Genomic DNA, 16,347 nt, shown 5'->3' with positions numbered 1-16,347 from the left:
TTTATTCTGGCTCCGTCACCAAACCAACGTTTGGTACTCCCGCCCCTTGAAGTGACACCATCAGGCCTATCACCTCGCCATACGAAACGTTTTTGTCGCCACGCACCAAAACAGGAATATTAGGATTTTGACTAAGTACTTTTTTAACGCGAGTCTGAAGGTCCGCCAGTGATATTGGAGACTGCTCTCCACCAATATCGATAAAGTACTGTCCGCTTTTATCTACGGAGGCAATCAACACATCCGTCTCTTCTTGCTGAATAGGCGCCGCATTAGCGTTAGGTAACTCAACGTCAACACCCTGGGTCAGCATAGGAGCGGTGATCATGAAAATAACCAGCAGAACGAGCATAACGTCTATATAAGGTACAACGTTTATTTCTGCAACTTGCTTGCGATGCGCACGCCGCCTTCTAGTGCGAGCCATTATGCACTTGCCCCCTCGCGAGAATGAACCTTCCTATGGAGAATACTACTAAACTCATCCGAGAAGTTTTCATAACTAGAAGCTAGATTATCGGCACCCGCCGAGAAGCGGTTATAGGCAATGACAGCAGGAATAGCAGCCGCTAGGCCAATAGCCGTGGCAATTAATGCTTCCGCAATACCTGGCGCAACTGTGGCAATAGTCGCTTGCTGAACCTGCGCCAAGCCGATAAAGGAGTGCATGATACCCCACACGGTTCCGAACAAGCCAATGTAAGGGCTAATAGAACCAACCGTCGCCAGAAAAGGAAGGTGCTGGTCTAATTTCTCTTCTTCCTTATACAAGGCAACGCGCATAGAACGCGCTACACCCTCCATAACGGCATCAGGCTCGACACTGGAACCTTGACGCAAGCGGGTAAACTCACGAATCCCCGACGTGAAAATATTCTCAATACCTTCTACTTTTCGCCCATCCGCAGTTAACTGTTTGTACAGCTTACTGAGATCGATCCCAGACCAAAACTGTTCTTCAAATCGATTTCTTACCACCTTTGCCCGCTTTAAAATGCGAACACGTTGAAAAATAACAATCCAAGAAAACAATGACGCTAGCAGTAGTGTCAACATAACCAACTGAACGACAATACTAGCACTGGCAATAAGCCCCCAAATCGACATCTATAACCTCTTACTTAAAATCTTCTGACGGTAACTGATAATTAAAGTGCTCGTAAGCACGCTTTGTGACCTGCCTTCCACGCGGAGTTCTAATCACAAACCCCTGCTGAATTAGAAACGGCTCGATCACATCTTCGATCGTATCTTTATCTTCTCCGACTGCCGCGGCAATACTATCCAAACCTACCGGACGTCCGTCGAACTTCTCTATCATAGTCAATAACATACGTCGATCAAGATGATCGAAACCTTGACTATCTACACTTAACATATCTAGGGCCCGACGAGCAACCTTTTCCCCTACTACTTTTTCGCCGCCCACTTGAGCGACATCCCTCACCCGACGCAACAATCGGTTGGCAATACGCGGTGTACCGCGAGATCGTCTTGCCACCTCAAAGCAACCACTTTCATCCAGAACAACGCCCATTTTGCTAGCAGAACGACCAACAATAGTCGTCAACGATTGGACATCATAAAACTCCAAACGTTGCACTATTCCAAATCGATCTCTTAAAGGAGAGGTAAGCAGGCCGGCACGAGTTGTGGCACCGACTAAAGTAAACGGAGGAATTTCGATTTTTATAGAACGAGCTGCAGGCCCCTCACCAATCATAATATCTAACTGATAGTCTTCCATTGCGGGATAAAGAACCTCTTCAATAGCAGGACTAAGACGATGAATTTCGTCAATAAATAATACATCACCATCTTCGAGATTAGTAAGCAGTGCCGCCAAATCGCCTGCCCTCTCTAAAACCGGTCCCGACGTTGTTTTTATGTCCGCTCCCATCTCATTTGCGACAATATTAGCAAGCGTCGTTTTACCCAACCCTGGTGGTCCGAAAATTAAGGTATGGTCAAGCGGCTCCGAACGTTGACGCGCCGCTTGAATAAAAATTTCCATTTGTTCTCGAACAATGGGCTGACCAATGTACTCATCGAGCATCTGCGGTCGAATAGCACGATCAACCTGTGACTCACTACCCTGAGTTTCTGAAGAAATAATCCGATCTTGTTCTATCAATTCCGCCTACCTCAACATACCTTTTAATGCCGCCTTTATAATTGTCTCGCTATCGGAGCCATCTTGAGGCACTTTAGCGACGGCTTTCGATGCTTCCTGAGGCTTATAACCCAACGCGACCAACGCCGCTTCCGCCTCTTGCCTTGGATCTGCTTGAACCTGTTTAAGCACTTTAGGTGTAGAAAACAAATCTTGTTTCGCCGCCTGCCCAAGCTTATCACGCAACTCGATAATCAAGCGTTCGGCAGTTTTCTTGCCAACACCTGGTATTTTAACCAAGGCATCGACATTTGATTCTTGAACATTCTCTATCAGTTCACTTGTCGACATACTAGAAAGAATGGCAAGGGCCATTTTAGGACCAATCCCATTCACCTTTATAAGCACCCTGAAAACAGCGCGCTCATCTTTTGAATGAAATCCGTATAACGTATGAGAGTCTTCTTTTACTTGAAGATGAGTGTGCAATACGACCGTTTCGCCAATCGAGGCCAAATCATAGATCGTCGTCATTGAGGCATAAACCTCGTAACCAATACCATTAACATCCACGAGCAACTCTGGCGGCATTTTCTCGATCAATGTACCAACAATTCTACTTATCACCGTATTTCCTCAAATCCGCGGCACTCCAACGGCCGGTACGTTTACCAGCGCGTTTACCCACGCCATACTCTAAACCACCCGACGTTCTTGTATTCGCGTGACACATAGCAATTGCCAACGCATCAGCGGCATCTGCTTGCGGTGGCGAAGGCAGCTTTAACAAAAGCTGAACCATGGCTTGTATTTGCGCTTTGTCAGCATTCCCGTTCCCTGCAATGGATTGCTTTACACGTCGCGCTGCATATTCATAAACAGGTAAATCAGCAACGCCAGCCGAGACAATAGCCGCCCCTCTAGCCTGACCCAATTTAAGTGCAGAACTCGCATTTTTAGCCATAAATACTTCTTCAATAGCAAATTCTGAGGGTGAAAACTGAGAAATCAACTCTGAAACGGATTCAAATATCACCCTTAAACGCACCGCAAGGTTAGCATCGGGCAATCGAACACAACCACTTGATACATATGTCGTTTTACCATTTTTAGAATCAATAACCCCGTACCCTGTTATGCGAGAACCGGGGTCAATTGCCAATATACGCGCCACTCAAACTTCCAACCTAGCATCTTCAATAACTGTATATTTGACCAGTTATTATAGAATCATGCAATTGATTCATAAAAAAAGCCGCTTAAAGCGGCTTTTTAAACAAAACGAATAGCGTTACTCCGCTACTGGCTTACGTACACGAATACTTAACTCTTTCAACTGTTTGTCACTTACATCACCAGGCGCTTGTGTTAACAAACACGTCGCACTTTGCGTTTTAGGGAATGCAATTACATCACGAATCGAAGCGGAGTCCGTCATAAGCATGACAAGGCGATCTAAGCCAAACGCCAAACCACCGTGCGGCGGCGCACCGTACTTAAGCGCATCCAATAAGAAGCCAAACTTCTCTTGCTGCTCTTCTTCATTGATATTCAGAAGTTCAAAAACCGTTTGTTGCATTTCAGGCTGATGAATACGAACCGAACCACCACCAAGCTCAGTGCCGTTTAACACCATATCATACGCCTGAGACAAGGCAGCAACTGGATTCGCTTTTAGCTCTTCTGGAGAACAAGACGGCGCAGTAAACGGATGGTGAATGGCAGTGACACCACCGTCAGGTAACTCTTCAAACATTGGGAAGTCAACAACCCAAAGAGGCGCCCACTCACAAGTATAAAGATTTAAGTCTTCACCCAACTTGCAACGAAGTGCACCTAGCGCTTCATTTACAACCGTCGCTTTATCAGCACCGAAGAAGATCAAGTCACCATCGTTCGCATCAGTACGCTCTAGAAGCGCTTTACGCACTTCAACAGGCAAAAATTTAACGATTGGAGATTGCAGACCCTCTTCTAGATCTGCTTTATTGTTCACTTTGATATAAGCAAGGCCTTTCGCACCATATATACCAACAAATTTCGTATAAGCATCAATCTGCTTACGAGTCAGTGAATTACCACCTGGTACTTTCAATGCCGCAACGCGTCCTTTAGGGTCAACCGCTGGACCAGAAAATACTTTGAAGTCAACGCCTTCCATTAAATCAGATACAGTCTGAATGGTTAAAGGAATACGTAAATCAGGCTTATCGCTACCGTACGTTTCCATTGCTTCTGCATATGGCATACGTGGGAATTCACCAAGATCAACATCCTTCAATTCTTTGAACAGGCTGACAATCATAGACTCGGTCATTTCCATGATCGCTTCTTCGCCCATGAACGACGTTTCAATATCGATTTGAGTAAATTCAGGCTGACGATCTGCACGCAAATCTTCGTCACGGAAACATTTAGCTATTTGGTAGTAACGATCAAAACCAGACACCATCAACATTTGTTTAAATAGTTGAGGAGACTGCGGCAATGCAAAGAAACTACCTTGATGTGTACGGCTAGGAACAACATAATCACGCGCACCTTCAGGTGTTGCACGCGTTAGAATTGGTGTTTCAATATCTAAGAACCCATTCTCATCCAAATGGCGACGCAATACAGAAGTCACCTTAGAACGGAAACGCAGTTTTTCCTGCATTTCAGGACGGCGAAGGTCAACAAAACGACTCTTAAGTCGAATATCCTCACCCACGTTTTGATGCTCATCCAATTGGAATGGAGGTGTTTCAGAGCGGTTTAATATCTCCAACTCTTTTCCAAGCACTTCGATTTCACCCGTTGTCATATTCGGGTTAACCGTACCTTCTGGACGAGGACGAACCAAGCCTGAGACTTTTACAACATACTCATTACGAACGCTGTCAGCCAAAGCAAAGCTTTCAGCACGATCTGGGTCAAATACGACTTGTGTAATGCCATCACGGTCACGTATATCAAGAAAGATGACACCACCGTGGTCACGACGACGATGTACCCATCCGCACAATGTAATTTCTTCTGAAATATTTTTCGCTGTTAATTCGCCGCAATAATGGCTGCGCATAATGTGTTTCCTATTCCTATCTCTCTTTGGAGCTGTCTCGCAAATGTACGTTTCTCTTTGGACGACCCGTAAGCACGGTCATTCTCGTCAGAAAAAGTCTAGATAATTTTTAAAGCACTGCATTATATGCGAAGCCAAAGCGACTCTCCAGACTTTTACCCGCCCTAGCGAAACTTTTGCAGAACTCTAATGAGTTTCAGCAGCAATTACAGACAGACTTTAGAGCTTAAAAAACACGACAATCACTCTTACCGCTAATATCTAATAGTGAATATCAGAAATCTCTGCATACACCTCAACGCCTGCCCTTAAAACCGTGAACTCATCCCCCTCACTTTTCCCCATCAAAGATTTGCCAATGGGTGAATCCAACGAAACAAGCTGAATATCGGCTGCCTGCACGCTTACCTTGTTGCCACCACATCGAGGTACGAGCAAATAAAATGACGTTACTCCGTTGACATCAACCTCAACCAAATCACCCACTGACACCGCACCCCGATCTTTAGTGTTTGGACGCCAATTCATAAAAAAGTGCAAATCTTCTCTACACTCAAATACCCTTTGAGTTTGCCCGTGAGCCAGATAAGAGTTCTCCAACCCAAACGTGTCGTATTTTGTTTCCGCCACACTTTCAGCGTCCGTCGCCGCCGCTCTCGCCTGATTCGCGGCCGACACCGCGCGATCAAGTCGCTCCTGAAAGAACGTCGGCAACAGCTCTAAAAGCCTTTCTTTTAATCCAAGCATACCTAGTACAAGCTTTTCGCCTGCCGCCTCTCCATCTCTTCTTGTGATTCTGGCTCTTCTGACATACCAACCTGGTCCTTTATCATTTGACCTAATGTCGGTAATTCCGAGCGCTCTATTTTATTCTCATCTAACCATAAACCAGAACGTACAATCGCCTTTGCGCAGTGCAAGTAAGCCTCTTTGATGTCAATTAGAATGACCGATCTAGGTAGCTTCCCACGCGTTTCAAACTGCGCCAAGAAAGACGCATCCACCACGATAGACGCAAGACCATTAACCCTAAGCGTTTCATTCACCCCAGGAATCATAAACATCAAACCAATTCCCGGATGGTCAATAATATTTTTAAGGTTATCGAGTCGATTATTTCCTGGCCAATCAGGCAGAGCAATGGTCAATTCATCGACCACCAGCGCGAACCCTGGATCTCCACCACGCGGAGAAACGTCACCTAACCCATCTGCACCTTTTGTCGAAATTACCGCAAAAGGCGATTTCGAGATAAAATTGCGCATATGCTTATCGAGCGCGGACATTTGCTTTAGCTTAGCTCGCTCTTTCGTTGGCGGATATAACGATTCGAGCTCGCCAATGGATTTTATTGTTTTCATTTTGCACGCCTCCATGTATACCAATCCAAATAGGCATTCTAGAATAAAAAAACGCCCGATGGGATACATCGAGCGTTTTTAGCCATTCAGCAAGCCACGCACCTTATAAAGGTGCAGAGCCATTCACTTACAATCGAACTAGAGCAGCAATCTCTTCAACAGCTGCAGCGACATCCGCAACATCGATACTGTTATCAGCACCCACTTCAGCGTCCGTAATAACAACAACACCTGTTTCACTTAACAAGGATACCTGTTCCACAGTCAAACCAGACTTAACAAGTGCAACCAAACCAGAGCGCAACAACGCACGCTCTAAAGCAACGCCATTTTCGACTAATGCCGACGTTGCTTTGATTACAGCTGGTTTTTGGCCTAAACGAGCGGCGCGGTCTTCTGCAGTTACTGGCGCATCTTCATTAATGTCCGCCAATTCCTGCTCAACCATGCCAGCACCAACTGTTACGTTAGTTAAACGATCGATGACAATCAACGCGCCCGTTAGGCGACTATCTTGATAACGATCGAATGCAACCGGTGCATCAAATTGAATGGTACAGTCAGCGATGCCGTTTAATTCAAGTGCATCTATATCACTCGTTTCAAGCGTATTAACATCAACTCTATGATTAAAGTGATGAACTTTACCCGGAACCGTTTGTGTACCTAATTTGAAGTCATACAGCTTGCCAGGCACTAAGTCCTGCTCTGACATCCATACGATAGATGCGCGCAATGTCGAACTCATCAACGGCTCTTCGCCTTTGTGAGAAAGCATATCTCCGCGACTAATGTCGATTTCGTCTGCCAGCGTGATGGTAACAGCCTGACCCGCTTTTGCCGTTTCTAGGCTACCATCATAAGTAACGATGTCCGCGACAGTGGATGTTTTACCGGACGGCAAAGCAACAACTTCATCACCCTTCTTAATTTGGCCCGCCGCAATCGTTCCAGCGAAGCCACGGAAATCAAGATTCGGACGATTCACATACTGAACAGGAAGACGGAATGCATCTTTCTTAACATTTCGGTTAATTTCCACCGTTTCAAGAATAGCCATCAACGGCTGTCCTTGATACCAAGGCGTTTGCTCGGAAAGATTAACCACATTGTCACCCTGCAAAGCAGACATAGGAACAAACTGGATATCTTCTGGTGTACGGTCACCCAACTGATCAACAAATGCGAGGTAGTCAGCACGAATTTCGTTGAATTTCTCCTCAGAAAAATCAACCAAATCCATTTTATTAATCGCTACAACCACGTGTTTAATACCAAGCAACGCAGCGATATAACTATGACGACGAGTCTGCGTCTGAACACCATAACGAGCATCGATCAGGATAATAGCCAAATCACAAGTGGACGCACCTGTTGCCATGTTACGCGTATATTGTTCATGCCCAGGAGTATCCGCAATGATAAATTTGCGTTTTTCAGTAGAGAAATAACGATACGCAACATCGATTGTAATACCTTGCTCGCGTTCGGCTTGTAGGCCATCAACAAGCAAGGCCAAATCCACTTCCTCACCTTGAGTGCCTGACTTTTTACTGTCACGCTTTACCGCATCAAGATGATCTTCATAAATAAGCTTAGAATCATGCAGTAAACGACCAATTAGTGTACTTTTACCATCGTCTACGTTACCGCAAGTCAATAAACGCAACAGGTCTTTTTCTTCGTGTTGCTTCAAGTAGCCAAGGATGTCTTGACTGATAAGTTCTGATTGATGAGACATTCTTATACCACTCCGAAATTAGAAATAACCTTGTTTCTTTTTCTCTTCCATTGAACCAGAAGAGTCATGATCGATCACACGACCTTGACGCTCTGAGCTCTTTGTCAGCAACATTTCCTGAATAATTTCAGGCAATGTATCTGCATCGGAAGAGACCGCACCAGTCAATGGATAACAACCCAAGGTACGGAAACGTACAGATTTCATTTCGGGAACCTCGCCCTCTTTAAGAGGCATACGCTCATCGTCAACCATGATCATAGTACCATCACGCTCGACAACAGGACGCTCTTTAGCGAAATACAAAGGAACAATCGGAATTTGCTCTAGGTAAATATATTGCCAGATATCAAGCTCAGTCCAGTTAGACAAAGGGAACACACGAATACTTTCGCCTTTATTTACTTTACCGTTATAGATATTCCAAAGTTCAGGACGCTGATTTTTCGGATCCCAGCGGTGCTGCTTATCTCGGAAAGAGTATACACGCTCTTTGGCGCGCGATTTCTCTTCATCACGACGAGCTCCGCCGAACGCGGCATCAAAGCCATATTTATCTAGCGCCTGCTTCAAACCTTGGGTTTTCATGACGTCAGTGTGTGTTGCACTGCCATGAGTAAACGGGTTTATACCTTGCGCAATACCTTCTGGGTTTTGGTGAACAATCAGCTCAAGACCAAGCTTTGCAACCAGCTCGTCACGGAAAGAGATCATTTCCTTAAACTTCCATCCAGTATCAACATGCATCAATGGAAATGGCGGCTTACCTGGATAAAACGCTTTCATAGCCAAATGCAACATCACAGCAGAATCTTTACCAATGGAATATAGCATCACCGGATTATCAAACTCAGCGGCCACTTCACGAATAATGTGAATACTTTCCGCTTCAAGCTGTTTCAAATGAGTCAGTCTTGCCTCAGTAGTCATAATTCCCCATCTCTAAATATCGAAGGATTTTGTTGCGCTCACTATAACATGCATTTAAGTTATAAAAACCAAATCTTCTAGACTTTAGTGATATAAAAATATAAAAAAAGACATATAAGCTAGATCTCTAATTTGGCAGATTGCGCATAACCAATCCAAATTCCGTATTAAAATCAGGTCTATCTAACGCTATCCGCACTTTATGACCCGATCCTGGTGCAACATCCATTCGTTCGCCTTTTAGGTTTTCCATCTCAGTAATGGTGTGAAATGAACCACCTGATGGCGTAATAAGCTCTAGTGTGTCACCGAGTTTAAAACGATTCTTAACATCAATACTTAACCAACCATTGTTATATTCCATCATTTCGCCAACAAACTGCTGGTGCGTTGACGTCGAGTTTCCATGCTGATAATTCTGATACTTATCATGAACATGGCGTCGATAAAATCCTTCGGTATAGCCTCGATTTGCCAATCCCTCTAACCGATCCAAAAGAGACATATCAAACGCCTTACCATAAGTCGCATCGTCAATCGCCTGACGGTATAGCTGTGCAGTTCTAGCAGCATAGAAATGCGATTTTGTTCGCCCTTCAATCTTCAAAGAATGCACCCCCATTTCAATAAGGCGTTCCACATGCTGAATCGCACGAAGGTCGCGACTGTTCATAATGTAGGTGCCATGCTCATCCTCAAACGCAGGCATATACTCTCCTTCACGCCCTTGCTCTCTCAGCAAAACCACATCATCGAACGGTTTACCTACACCCAGCGTCGTGCTCTCTTCAGAACCGTCCGGTGTAAATTCCTGCACACCTTTTAAGTGACTGCCGTCCGCTGGAACAATATCGCCAGTTGGTAACTCTTTTGCCGCTTTAACATCGTATTGCCAACGACATGAATTAGTGCAGGTCCCTTGATTTGGGTCGCGCCGATTAAAATACCCCGAAAGCAAACAACGACCAGAATACGCAATGCATAACGAACCATGAACAAAGGTTTCTATTTCCATCTCAGGAACTTGCTGACGAATATCTCCGATTTCGTCCAACGACAACTCACGCGACAAAATGACACGCGTCAGCCCATAATCGTGCCAAAACTTTACGGTCGCCCAATTGACAGCGTTCGCTTGCACCGACAGATGGATAGGCATATCAGGCCACTTTTCTTTTACCAGCATCATCATTCCGGGGTCTGACATAATCAACGCATCCGGCCCCATTTCAATCACTGGCTCAATATCTTTTAGGTAGGTTTTTATTTTTGCGTTATGTGGCGCGATATTACTCGCGACATAGAAAGACTTCCCTTGTTTGTGAGCTTCTTCAATGCCCGTCGCAAGGTTCGACATATCAAAATCGTTATTACGCACACGCAAACTATATCTTGGCTGTCCTGCATAAACCGCATCAGCACCGTAAGCATAAGCATAACGCATGTTTTTCAACGTACCGGCGGGAGAAAGTAACTCTGTCATATATTCACTAATTCACTTGTTAAATAGAAAACGCGCGCATTCTATCGAAACCGTGGCAGTGAAAAGTGATCAGGCACAAAAAAGGCCAACTAAGTTGGCCTTTTTTTGATTTAAATCAAACTGCGACTACAAACCTTCGTCGCCCGATAACTGCTGTTGAAGTGCAAGCTGATTAACCTGGGCTTTTAAAGTATTAAGCTGACTTAACACTTGAGAACGAAACACGTCAATCGATGCAATCGCCTCATTGTTATCAGCAACCTGCTTATCAAGCTTGGCCAATGCTTCCGGTTTTACGGTCGGCGCTGCTTGAGTCGGCTTAGCATTCGCAGCCGCCGCAGTCACAGCCACTTCGCTGATTTCCGTTTTATTAGATTCTACCTTCTTAGACAATGCATCGATGTTCGCTAACGCTTGGTTAATCTGCAACCCCAACGCTTCATATTGTGCCTGAAGGTTCGATTGTTTGCCGCTTACCTGCTCACCTTGAAGTTGAACAGCCTGAACAGACAACTGTAATGAAGAAAGCTCCTCGTCTGCCTTTTTATCCAAAGCACTAACGGATTCAACAAGACGATTATATCCATCTTCTATTTCGTTAAACGTATCGCCCTGAACCGCCACTAGCTTACCTTGAGTTGCAACATTCTCTCGCAATTCAGCCAACTTAGACTGCGTCGATTTCAACGAATCTACATTAGTCTGAATATTTTTACGGTTTCGGTCGTATGCGACCCCCCAAAGTTTACGAATTTCGCTTTCGTGCGTTTTCAACGTTTCCTCAACAGTTGACCCCAGTTTCCCAGCTGACACATCCGCCGCAATTAACTGGTGATCTAAATCTTGAATTTCATTCAAGGCACCTGCAAGCTGGCTTTTCAACTGTTGGTTTTGCTGCCATAACCAATACCCTGCAGAGGATGCAGCACCAAGGATAAGCAACAACAAAAAATACACGCCCGCCAAGCTTTGCTTTTTATACACGGGGACCTTTGCCTGAGTCGCTGAAGACGTCGGCTTTGCTGGCGGAGGATTGAGCTTTCTCTTCGGCTTTGATGGTTGCGGGTTTCTACTCTGCAACTCATCCTGATCCAGAGTTAAGCTTGGAATTTCTACTTCGTCATCTCTTTGCATGAAATCTAACGTACTTTACTTATAAACATTAATTGAAATTAGGAAATTAATAACCACACAAACATCATGAATATAATATTCAAATGTTCGGTGCTACTATATAAGCACCAATAACTGCTTGATAACAAGCATTTTTCGTAAAAACAAAGCATGGAGATATAGATATGGCTTTTGAACTACCGGCACTACCTTATGCTAAAGATGCATTAGAGCCACACATGTCTACTGAAACTTTAGAGTTTCACCACGGCAAACACCACAACACATACGTTGTTAAGCTTAACGGACTTGTTCCTGGGTCTGAATACGACGGCAAATCTCTTGAAGAAATCATCAAGGCAGCACCTGCTGGCCCTGTATTCAACAATGCCGCTCAAATCTGGAACCACACTTTCTTCTGGAACAGCTTGAGCCCGAACGGTGGTGGTGAACCGACTGGTGCTTTAGCTGACGCGATTAACGCTAAATGGGGCTCTTTCTCTGCATTCCAAGAAGCGTTCAACGACAAAGCCGTTAACAACTTTGGTTCATCTTGGACTTGGTTGGTTAAAACTGCTGATGGTTCTCTAGACATTATCAACACTAGCAACGCTGCGACGCCTCTAACAACAGATCAAACAGCATTGCTTACCGTTGACCTTTGGGAACACGCTTACTACATCGACTACCGCAACGTTCGTCCTGATTACCTTAAAGGTTTCTGGGCACTTGCTAACTGGGAATTTGCGGCAGCAAACTTCGCAGCGTAAGCGAGATAAAGCGTTCGACCAGTCATAAAAAATGCGGCTTTGCCGCATTTTTTATGTAACATTGACACCAACAAGCTCTAAACGCTCATCTCACAACCCTTTGAGTTCAGATTGCACTGCCAACTTACATTGAATAAATTCCGAATGAGGCATAAACAAAAGCTCACTAATTCGACGAATTCTTTGATCTTCATAAGCATCCAGACTGTTATCAGCAAACGCTACGCGCCACAAACCTTTCAGCAATTCCATTTTTTGAGCATTTGATGCTTGCTCATTAATCACTTTGGTAAACTGATACAAATCGTTCGCCTCATCAACACCTTTGAGTGACTCATCGAAGATCACTTCAATATCATCACCAAGCTCGCTAATTTCTCGCAAACCTTCTTTGACCATTTTTACTTCACGCTCATCCGTTTCATGATCTGCCAACATGACCTCGATAAGCAAGGCTGCAACAGCCCTTTGATAGCTCACTGGCGCCTTCTCTTCCGCTTCAGTGAGAAATAGTTTTTTTAACGCTTGAATCATAATAAACCTTTAAATTCAGAGAACTAAGCACGACGCTGCATATACGTTCGTACTGCATCGATTAACGCATTGGGAAATTGCCTATAATCGAAATACGGAGTCCATAAGACGCCATCATTAACCAAAACTCTACGCTTAGAAGCGTCCTCGAAATCGTCTTTACCTGCCTCATATATACAATCAACGCCATCAGGAACAGGCAATAACTCAGTTAATTGCTTACCTACAACGAATTTGAACTTGGCCTGACTTTTTTCGAAATCCATCCGATCAAAGACGAATCGAACCTCATTGAACAGGCTTTCAATCTTGTACCGACGCCAATCACATGTTGGCGCTACCGCCAATTTCGCTGCGATAGTAAATATTTTACGCCAATGATTGCCATTTTGGATTTCAATGGATAGAACATCAGAGTGATCTAACGTATCCAAATTAGGTGCATTCGGTAACCAAAAGACCATATTCGCTCGACTAAGTTCCGCCCCCAACCCAACATTTTGTACTAACACCAGCAAACCTACATAAAATCGCAAAACAATCAGTGTAACACACGTCACAAAGCGCCGAACAACCACACTTCGCCTCAATAGCAAATCAGTAAATTGAGCCACGAGATATGAGACTAACAACGATCGAAATAACATCAAATCAAAATTAACCGTGCACAACACCTAATAATATATTAGCATACACTTATATTAGAAAAATCTTATATAGAAACTCACTCATACTTCACAAAATAGCCAAAGGTATAACCATGATAGCGTACATCAACCCCATTATAGGGGGCCTATTGATAGGATTATCCGCCACAATGTTACTAATAGGATCAGGCCGCGTAGCAGGTATCAGTGGACTGCTAGCGAACGCACTCTTCAAAAACAACAAAGTACGGCCGCTACTGTTTTTAACAGGTCTCGTTGTCGGAGGCGTGGTCGCACACAACTTATTAGGCGTGGCAACAGCCGACACTTCCTCAAGCTCTTCATTACAGTCGCCCACCTGGGTGATCATCGTATCAGGTTTACTGGTTGGTTATGGCACCCGGCTTGGTAGTGGCTGTACAAGTGGACATGGCGTATGTGGAATTCCTCGCTTATCCATTCGATCGATTGTCGCCACCTGCCTATTCATGAGCACAGCAATTCTAACCGTTGCCATTACGAGGTAACAAACCATGTCTTTATTCAACTATCTACTGTCCGGCATACTGTTTGGCGCAGGGTTAATAATATCCGGCATGGCTAATCCAGAAAATGTCATTGGCTTTTTAGACCTATTTGGAGACTGGAACCCTAGCCTACTTTTTGTTATGGCAAGCGCGATCTCTGTCGGACTGGTGGGCAACCTAATCCGCAAAAAGCGTGCCACACCGATCTTCGAAATTGAATGGCAACTGCCGACAAAAAAAGACATCGACCAAAAGCTTATTGTGGGAGCAAGTCTGTTCGGCGTAGGATGGGGCTTGAGTGGGTACTGCCCAGGCCCAGGCATTCTTACCGCTTTCCTCACCCCCTCTATAGGGTTGATCTTTCTAGTAAGTCTTATTGCAGGAAGCTACGCTTTCGAAAAGAGTGAGGAACTCTCGAAGCCTAAAGCCACTAAGGCAACACCTTAAAAGCACAGTATTTGCACACTTTAAGATCTAATAGGCTGGCATTCTTAGAGCATTAAACGACATAATATTCGTTCACAATGAAGGAGTATTATGTCGTGTTTAACATAGAGTCGCTCGCTGTTTACCCTATAAAATCTATAAAGGGTATCCCTCTTCACTCTTCAGTAGTGAACCTATCCGGTCTAGCCCATGATCGTCGATACATGGTTACTGACACGAGCGGCAATATGATTACCGCTCGTACACAACCCACGCTAACATTGGTACACCCAGTTATCCACGACAATGGATCAATAACGCTTACACACCCAAAAATGACCAGTACGCTTGAGCTTAGAGCGTCCTCTTTTGAAAGCTCATATAACGAAACAGCGGTCTTTAAACAGCCAGTCAAAGGGCAAAAAACAAAGTCACAAGCTGATGAGTGGTTTTCCGAACTGCTCGGCACACCCGTAAACTTGCTTTTCTTTGGCGAAAATTCACAACGATTCACCAGTCGCCGACCTGAGTCTCCCGTTGCATTTGCCGACGGATACCCATTCCTTTTAACAAATACAGCGTCACTGGAAGAGCTAAACCGAACGACAGAAATTGACATTGATATGCGCCGATTTCGATCAAACATTGTTGTATCTGGTGCAGAAGCATTTGAAGAAGACAGCTGGAAAATAATTCAAATAGGCGAAGTGAAATTTGAAAATGTTAAACCATGCGCACGCTGTAAGTTCACCACCATTGATCCAGACACGGCAGAACAAAATAAGTTAGCAGAGCCATTACGAACGTTAGCAAAATTTAGAAAACTCGATAAAAAGGGCGTGACATTTGGCGTGAATCTTATTGCGTTAAATGAAGGGCAAATCAAACAAGGCGACAAAGTCGAAATAATCGAATACCAAACACCAGAGGCATACTTAGATAAACGATAGAATGTGGGAACGAGCGCCCTGCTGCTATAAAACAGGGCGTGAAAAATTAAAGTCTAATAGAAAAATCAAAAATAGTGATGATTGGAATCTGGATATTTTGAATTGGTGTAAGTCATCCAACCACCGACCAACAGACCAACTGCGATAGATAACACAAACTGGCAGCTCAACTCAATTGGGTTGACAGACCAATAGAAAAGCCACATCAGTCCGCCCCAAATTACAGCAAACTGGATTCCCAAAAAGAATGTAGAAAGTGTGAAGCCCAACTTGCCAACGAAGATGAAGTCGAGACCAAAGTACGAAATTAACCTGTGAATAGGTGATGTAAATCTAGAAAAAAACATAATTTTTGCCTGTTATCCTTATGTAAGGCGAAGGAAACGTAATCATAGTTTCCTAAAATAACCAATATTCCTTTTGATTAATATGCTTTGCTGACAAGGTTCTTCACGTTTTCAACTTATATGCAAATTTACAGAAATGAGTCTAAAATCGTGATTTTTAGCATATCTTATATCATTATAGTTATATAGCTACGTCTCAGTTAGATCAAGTTTCGTAACTAGCGCGAACTTTACATAAACTAAGGACGCAGAGCAATAAATTAACGCGCTTTTTTACACACTTCTACGATACGTAGTTAAAACTAACAGTACGCAGCCCATCAGCCTGCCATAATGAAAGAGTA

Annotated in this window: 19 protein-coding genes; 4 read left to right on the top strand and 15 right to left on the bottom strand. The window is 44.1% G+C overall.

Annotation, left to right across the window (positions count from 1 at the left end; genetic code table 11):
* Nucleotide 1: 1 nt before the first annotated feature.
* The 12 genes from tolR to MARME_RS09860 all read right to left on the bottom strand — a co-directional run bounded on the left by tolR (nt 2) and on the right by MARME_RS09860 (nt 11,823).
* Nucleotides 2-427 carry a protein TolR gene (tolR, locus tag MARME_RS09915; protein WP_013661126.1) on the bottom strand — a complete coding sequence of 142 codons (426 nt, stop codon included), beginning with the start codon at nt 425-427 and terminating at the stop codon, nt 2-4.
* The gene (tolQ, locus tag MARME_RS09910; RefSeq protein ID WP_013661125.1) at nt 427-1,107 is read right to left on the bottom strand and encodes a protein TolQ; all 681 of its coding nucleotides are present in this window, start codon (nt 1,105-1,107) and stop codon (nt 427-429) included. Before tolQ ends, tolR begins: the two co-directional genes overlap by 1 nt.
* 10 nt (nt 1,108-1,117) lie before the next feature.
* A complete protein-coding gene (gene ruvB, locus MARME_RS09905; RefSeq protein ID WP_013661124.1) occupies nt 1,118-2,134 on the bottom strand; it encodes a Holliday junction branch migration DNA helicase RuvB in 1,017 nt (338 codons plus the stop codon).
* Between the two features lie 6 nt (nt 2,135-2,140).
* Nucleotides 2,141-2,740 (bottom strand): Holliday junction branch migration protein RuvA, encoded by a 600-nt coding sequence (gene ruvA / locus MARME_RS09900; protein WP_013661123.1) that lies wholly within the window; start codon nt 2,738-2,740, stop codon nt 2,141-2,143.
* Nucleotides 2,730-3,287, bottom strand: coding sequence for a crossover junction endodeoxyribonuclease RuvC (gene ruvC / locus MARME_RS09895; RefSeq protein WP_013661122.1), 558 nt, complete (start codon nt 3,285-3,287; stop codon nt 2,730-2,732). The genes ruvA and ruvC overlap by 11 nt, the downstream gene beginning before the upstream one ends.
* 117 nt (nt 3,288-3,404) lie before the next feature.
* Entirely contained in the window at nt 3,405-5,174 is a 1,770-nt protein-coding gene (aspS, locus tag MARME_RS09890) for an aspartate--tRNA ligase (protein ID WP_013661121.1), read from the bottom strand.
* A gap of 261 nt (nt 5,175-5,435) precedes the next feature.
* Nucleotides 5,436-5,921: a GreA/GreB family elongation factor gene (locus tag MARME_RS09885; RefSeq protein ID WP_013661120.1), complete on the bottom strand. Its 486-nt coding sequence runs from the start codon at nt 5,919-5,921 to the stop codon at nt 5,436-5,438.
* Nucleotides 5,922-5,923: 2 nt separating this feature from the next.
* Nucleotides 5,924-6,535, bottom strand: coding sequence for a pyridoxamine 5'-phosphate oxidase family protein (locus MARME_RS09880; RefSeq protein ID WP_013661119.1), 612 nt, complete (start codon nt 6,533-6,535; stop codon nt 5,924-5,926).
* A gap of 127 nt (nt 6,536-6,662) precedes the next feature.
* Nucleotides 6,663-8,276 (bottom strand): sulfate adenylyltransferase subunit CysN, encoded by a 1,614-nt coding sequence (gene cysN, locus MARME_RS09875; RefSeq protein ID WP_013661118.1) that lies wholly within the window; start codon nt 8,274-8,276, stop codon nt 6,663-6,665.
* Between the two features lie 18 nt (nt 8,277-8,294).
* The gene (gene cysD / locus MARME_RS09870) at nt 8,295-9,206 is read right to left on the bottom strand and encodes a sulfate adenylyltransferase subunit CysD (protein ID WP_013661117.1); all 912 of its coding nucleotides are present in this window, start codon (nt 9,204-9,206) and stop codon (nt 8,295-8,297) included.
* A 127-nt stretch (nt 9,207-9,333) separates the two neighbouring features.
* The gene (trhP, locus tag MARME_RS09865; protein WP_013661116.1) at nt 9,334-10,689 is read right to left on the bottom strand and encodes a prephenate-dependent tRNA uridine(34) hydroxylase TrhP; all 1,356 of its coding nucleotides are present in this window, start codon (nt 10,687-10,689) and stop codon (nt 9,334-9,336) included.
* Nucleotides 10,690-10,815: 126 nt separating this feature from the next.
* Nucleotides 10,816-11,823: a coiled-coil domain-containing protein gene (locus MARME_RS09860; protein ID WP_013661115.1), complete on the bottom strand. Its 1,008-nt coding sequence runs from the start codon at nt 11,821-11,823 to the stop codon at nt 10,816-10,818.
* Nucleotides 11,824-11,987: 164 nt separating this feature from the next.
* Here MARME_RS09860 and MARME_RS09855 point away from each other — a divergent pair, with 164 nt between their 5' ends.
* Nucleotides 11,988-12,572 carry a superoxide dismutase gene (locus tag MARME_RS09855; protein ID WP_013661114.1) on the top strand — a complete coding sequence of 195 codons (585 nt, stop codon included), beginning with the start codon at nt 11,988-11,990 and terminating at the stop codon, nt 12,570-12,572.
* A gap of 90 nt (nt 12,573-12,662) precedes the next feature.
* On the opposite strand, the gene MARME_RS09850 is transcribed toward MARME_RS09855, so the two are convergent.
* Nucleotides 12,663-13,106: a tellurite resistance TerB family protein gene (locus MARME_RS09850; RefSeq protein WP_013661113.1), complete on the bottom strand. Its 444-nt coding sequence runs from the start codon at nt 13,104-13,106 to the stop codon at nt 12,663-12,665.
* Between the two features lie 23 nt (nt 13,107-13,129).
* Nucleotides 13,130-13,618: a DUF6942 family protein gene (locus tag MARME_RS09845; protein ID WP_148231019.1), complete on the bottom strand. Its 489-nt coding sequence runs from the start codon at nt 13,616-13,618 to the stop codon at nt 13,130-13,132.
* A 248-nt stretch (nt 13,619-13,866) separates the two neighbouring features.
* On the opposite strand from MARME_RS09845, the gene MARME_RS09840 reads away from it, so the two are divergent.
* The 3 genes from MARME_RS09840 to MARME_RS09830 all read left to right on the top strand — a co-directional run bounded on the left by MARME_RS09840 (nt 13,867) and on the right by MARME_RS09830 (nt 15,656).
* The gene (locus tag MARME_RS09840) at nt 13,867-14,280 is read left to right on the top strand and encodes a YeeE/YedE family protein (RefSeq protein ID WP_013661111.1); all 414 of its coding nucleotides are present in this window, start codon (nt 13,867-13,869) and stop codon (nt 14,278-14,280) included.
* Nucleotides 14,281-14,286: 6 nt separating this feature from the next.
* Nucleotides 14,287-14,727 (top strand): DUF6691 family protein, encoded by a 441-nt coding sequence (locus MARME_RS09835; protein WP_013661110.1) that lies wholly within the window; start codon nt 14,287-14,289, stop codon nt 14,725-14,727.
* Between the two features lie 95 nt (nt 14,728-14,822).
* Nucleotides 14,823-15,656: an MOSC domain-containing protein gene (locus tag MARME_RS09830; RefSeq protein WP_013661109.1), complete on the top strand. Its 834-nt coding sequence runs from the start codon at nt 14,823-14,825 to the stop codon at nt 15,654-15,656.
* Nucleotides 15,657-15,721: 65 nt separating this feature from the next.
* Here MARME_RS09830 and MARME_RS09825 read toward each other — a convergent pair whose 3' ends face one another.
* Nucleotides 15,722-16,003, bottom strand: coding sequence for a DUF6404 family protein (locus MARME_RS09825; RefSeq protein ID WP_013661108.1), 282 nt, complete (start codon nt 16,001-16,003; stop codon nt 15,722-15,724).
* Nucleotides 16,004-16,347 lie beyond the last annotated feature (344 nt).

The organism is Marinomonas mediterranea MMB-1 (assembly GCF_000192865.1).
Taxonomy (GTDB): Bacteria; Pseudomonadota; Gammaproteobacteria; order Pseudomonadales; family Marinomonadaceae; genus Marinomonas; species Marinomonas mediterranea.
The sequence above is the reverse complement of the archived record's forward strand: the minus strand, read 5'-3'. Positions and strand labels throughout refer to the sequence as shown.

Excerpts from the sequence above, each read along its gene's own strand:
- MARME_RS09825 (WP_013661108.1), bottom strand. The coding sequence starts at position 16,003 with ATGTTTTTTTCTAGATTTACATCACCTATTCACAGGTTAATTTCGTAC.
- MARME_RS09840 (WP_013661111.1), top strand. The coding sequence starts at position 13,867 with ATGATAGCGTACATCAACCCCATTATAGGGGGCCTATTGATAGGATTA.
- cysN (WP_013661118.1), bottom strand. The coding sequence starts at position 8,276 with ATGTCTCATCAATCAGAACTTATCAGTCAAGACATCCTTGGCTACTTG.
- aspS (WP_013661121.1), bottom strand. The coding sequence starts at position 5,174 with ATGCGCAGCCATTATTGCGGCGAATTAACAGCGAAAAATATTTCAGAA.
- tolQ (WP_013661125.1), bottom strand. The coding sequence starts at position 1,107 with ATGTCGATTTGGGGGCTTATTGCCAGTGCTAGTATTGTCGTTCAGTTG.
- trhP (WP_013661116.1), bottom strand. The coding sequence starts at position 10,689 with ATGACAGAGTTACTTTCTCCCGCCGGTACGTTGAAAAACATGCGTTAT.
- MARME_RS09860 (WP_013661115.1), bottom strand. The coding sequence starts at position 11,823 with ATGCAAAGAGATGACGAAGTAGAAATTCCAAGCTTAACTCTGGATCAG.
- MARME_RS09835 (WP_013661110.1), top strand. The coding sequence starts at position 14,287 with ATGTCTTTATTCAACTATCTACTGTCCGGCATACTGTTTGGCGCAGGG.
- cysD (WP_013661117.1), bottom strand. The coding sequence starts at position 9,206 with ATGACTACTGAGGCAAGACTGACTCATTTGAAACAGCTTGAAGCGGAA.
- MARME_RS09855 (WP_013661114.1), top strand. The coding sequence starts at position 11,988 with ATGGCTTTTGAACTACCGGCACTACCTTATGCTAAAGATGCATTAGAG.
- tolR (WP_013661126.1), bottom strand. The coding sequence starts at position 427 with ATGGCTCGCACTAGAAGGCGGCGTGCGCATCGCAAGCAAGTTGCAGAA.
- MARME_RS09885 (WP_013661120.1), bottom strand. The coding sequence starts at position 5,921 with ATGCTTGGATTAAAAGAAAGGCTTTTAGAGCTGTTGCCGACGTTCTTT.
- MARME_RS09850 (WP_013661113.1), bottom strand. The coding sequence starts at position 13,106 with ATGATTCAAGCGTTAAAAAAACTATTTCTCACTGAAGCGGAAGAGAAG.
- MARME_RS09880 (WP_013661119.1), bottom strand. The coding sequence starts at position 6,535 with ATGAAAACAATAAAATCCATTGGCGAGCTCGAATCGTTATATCCGCCA.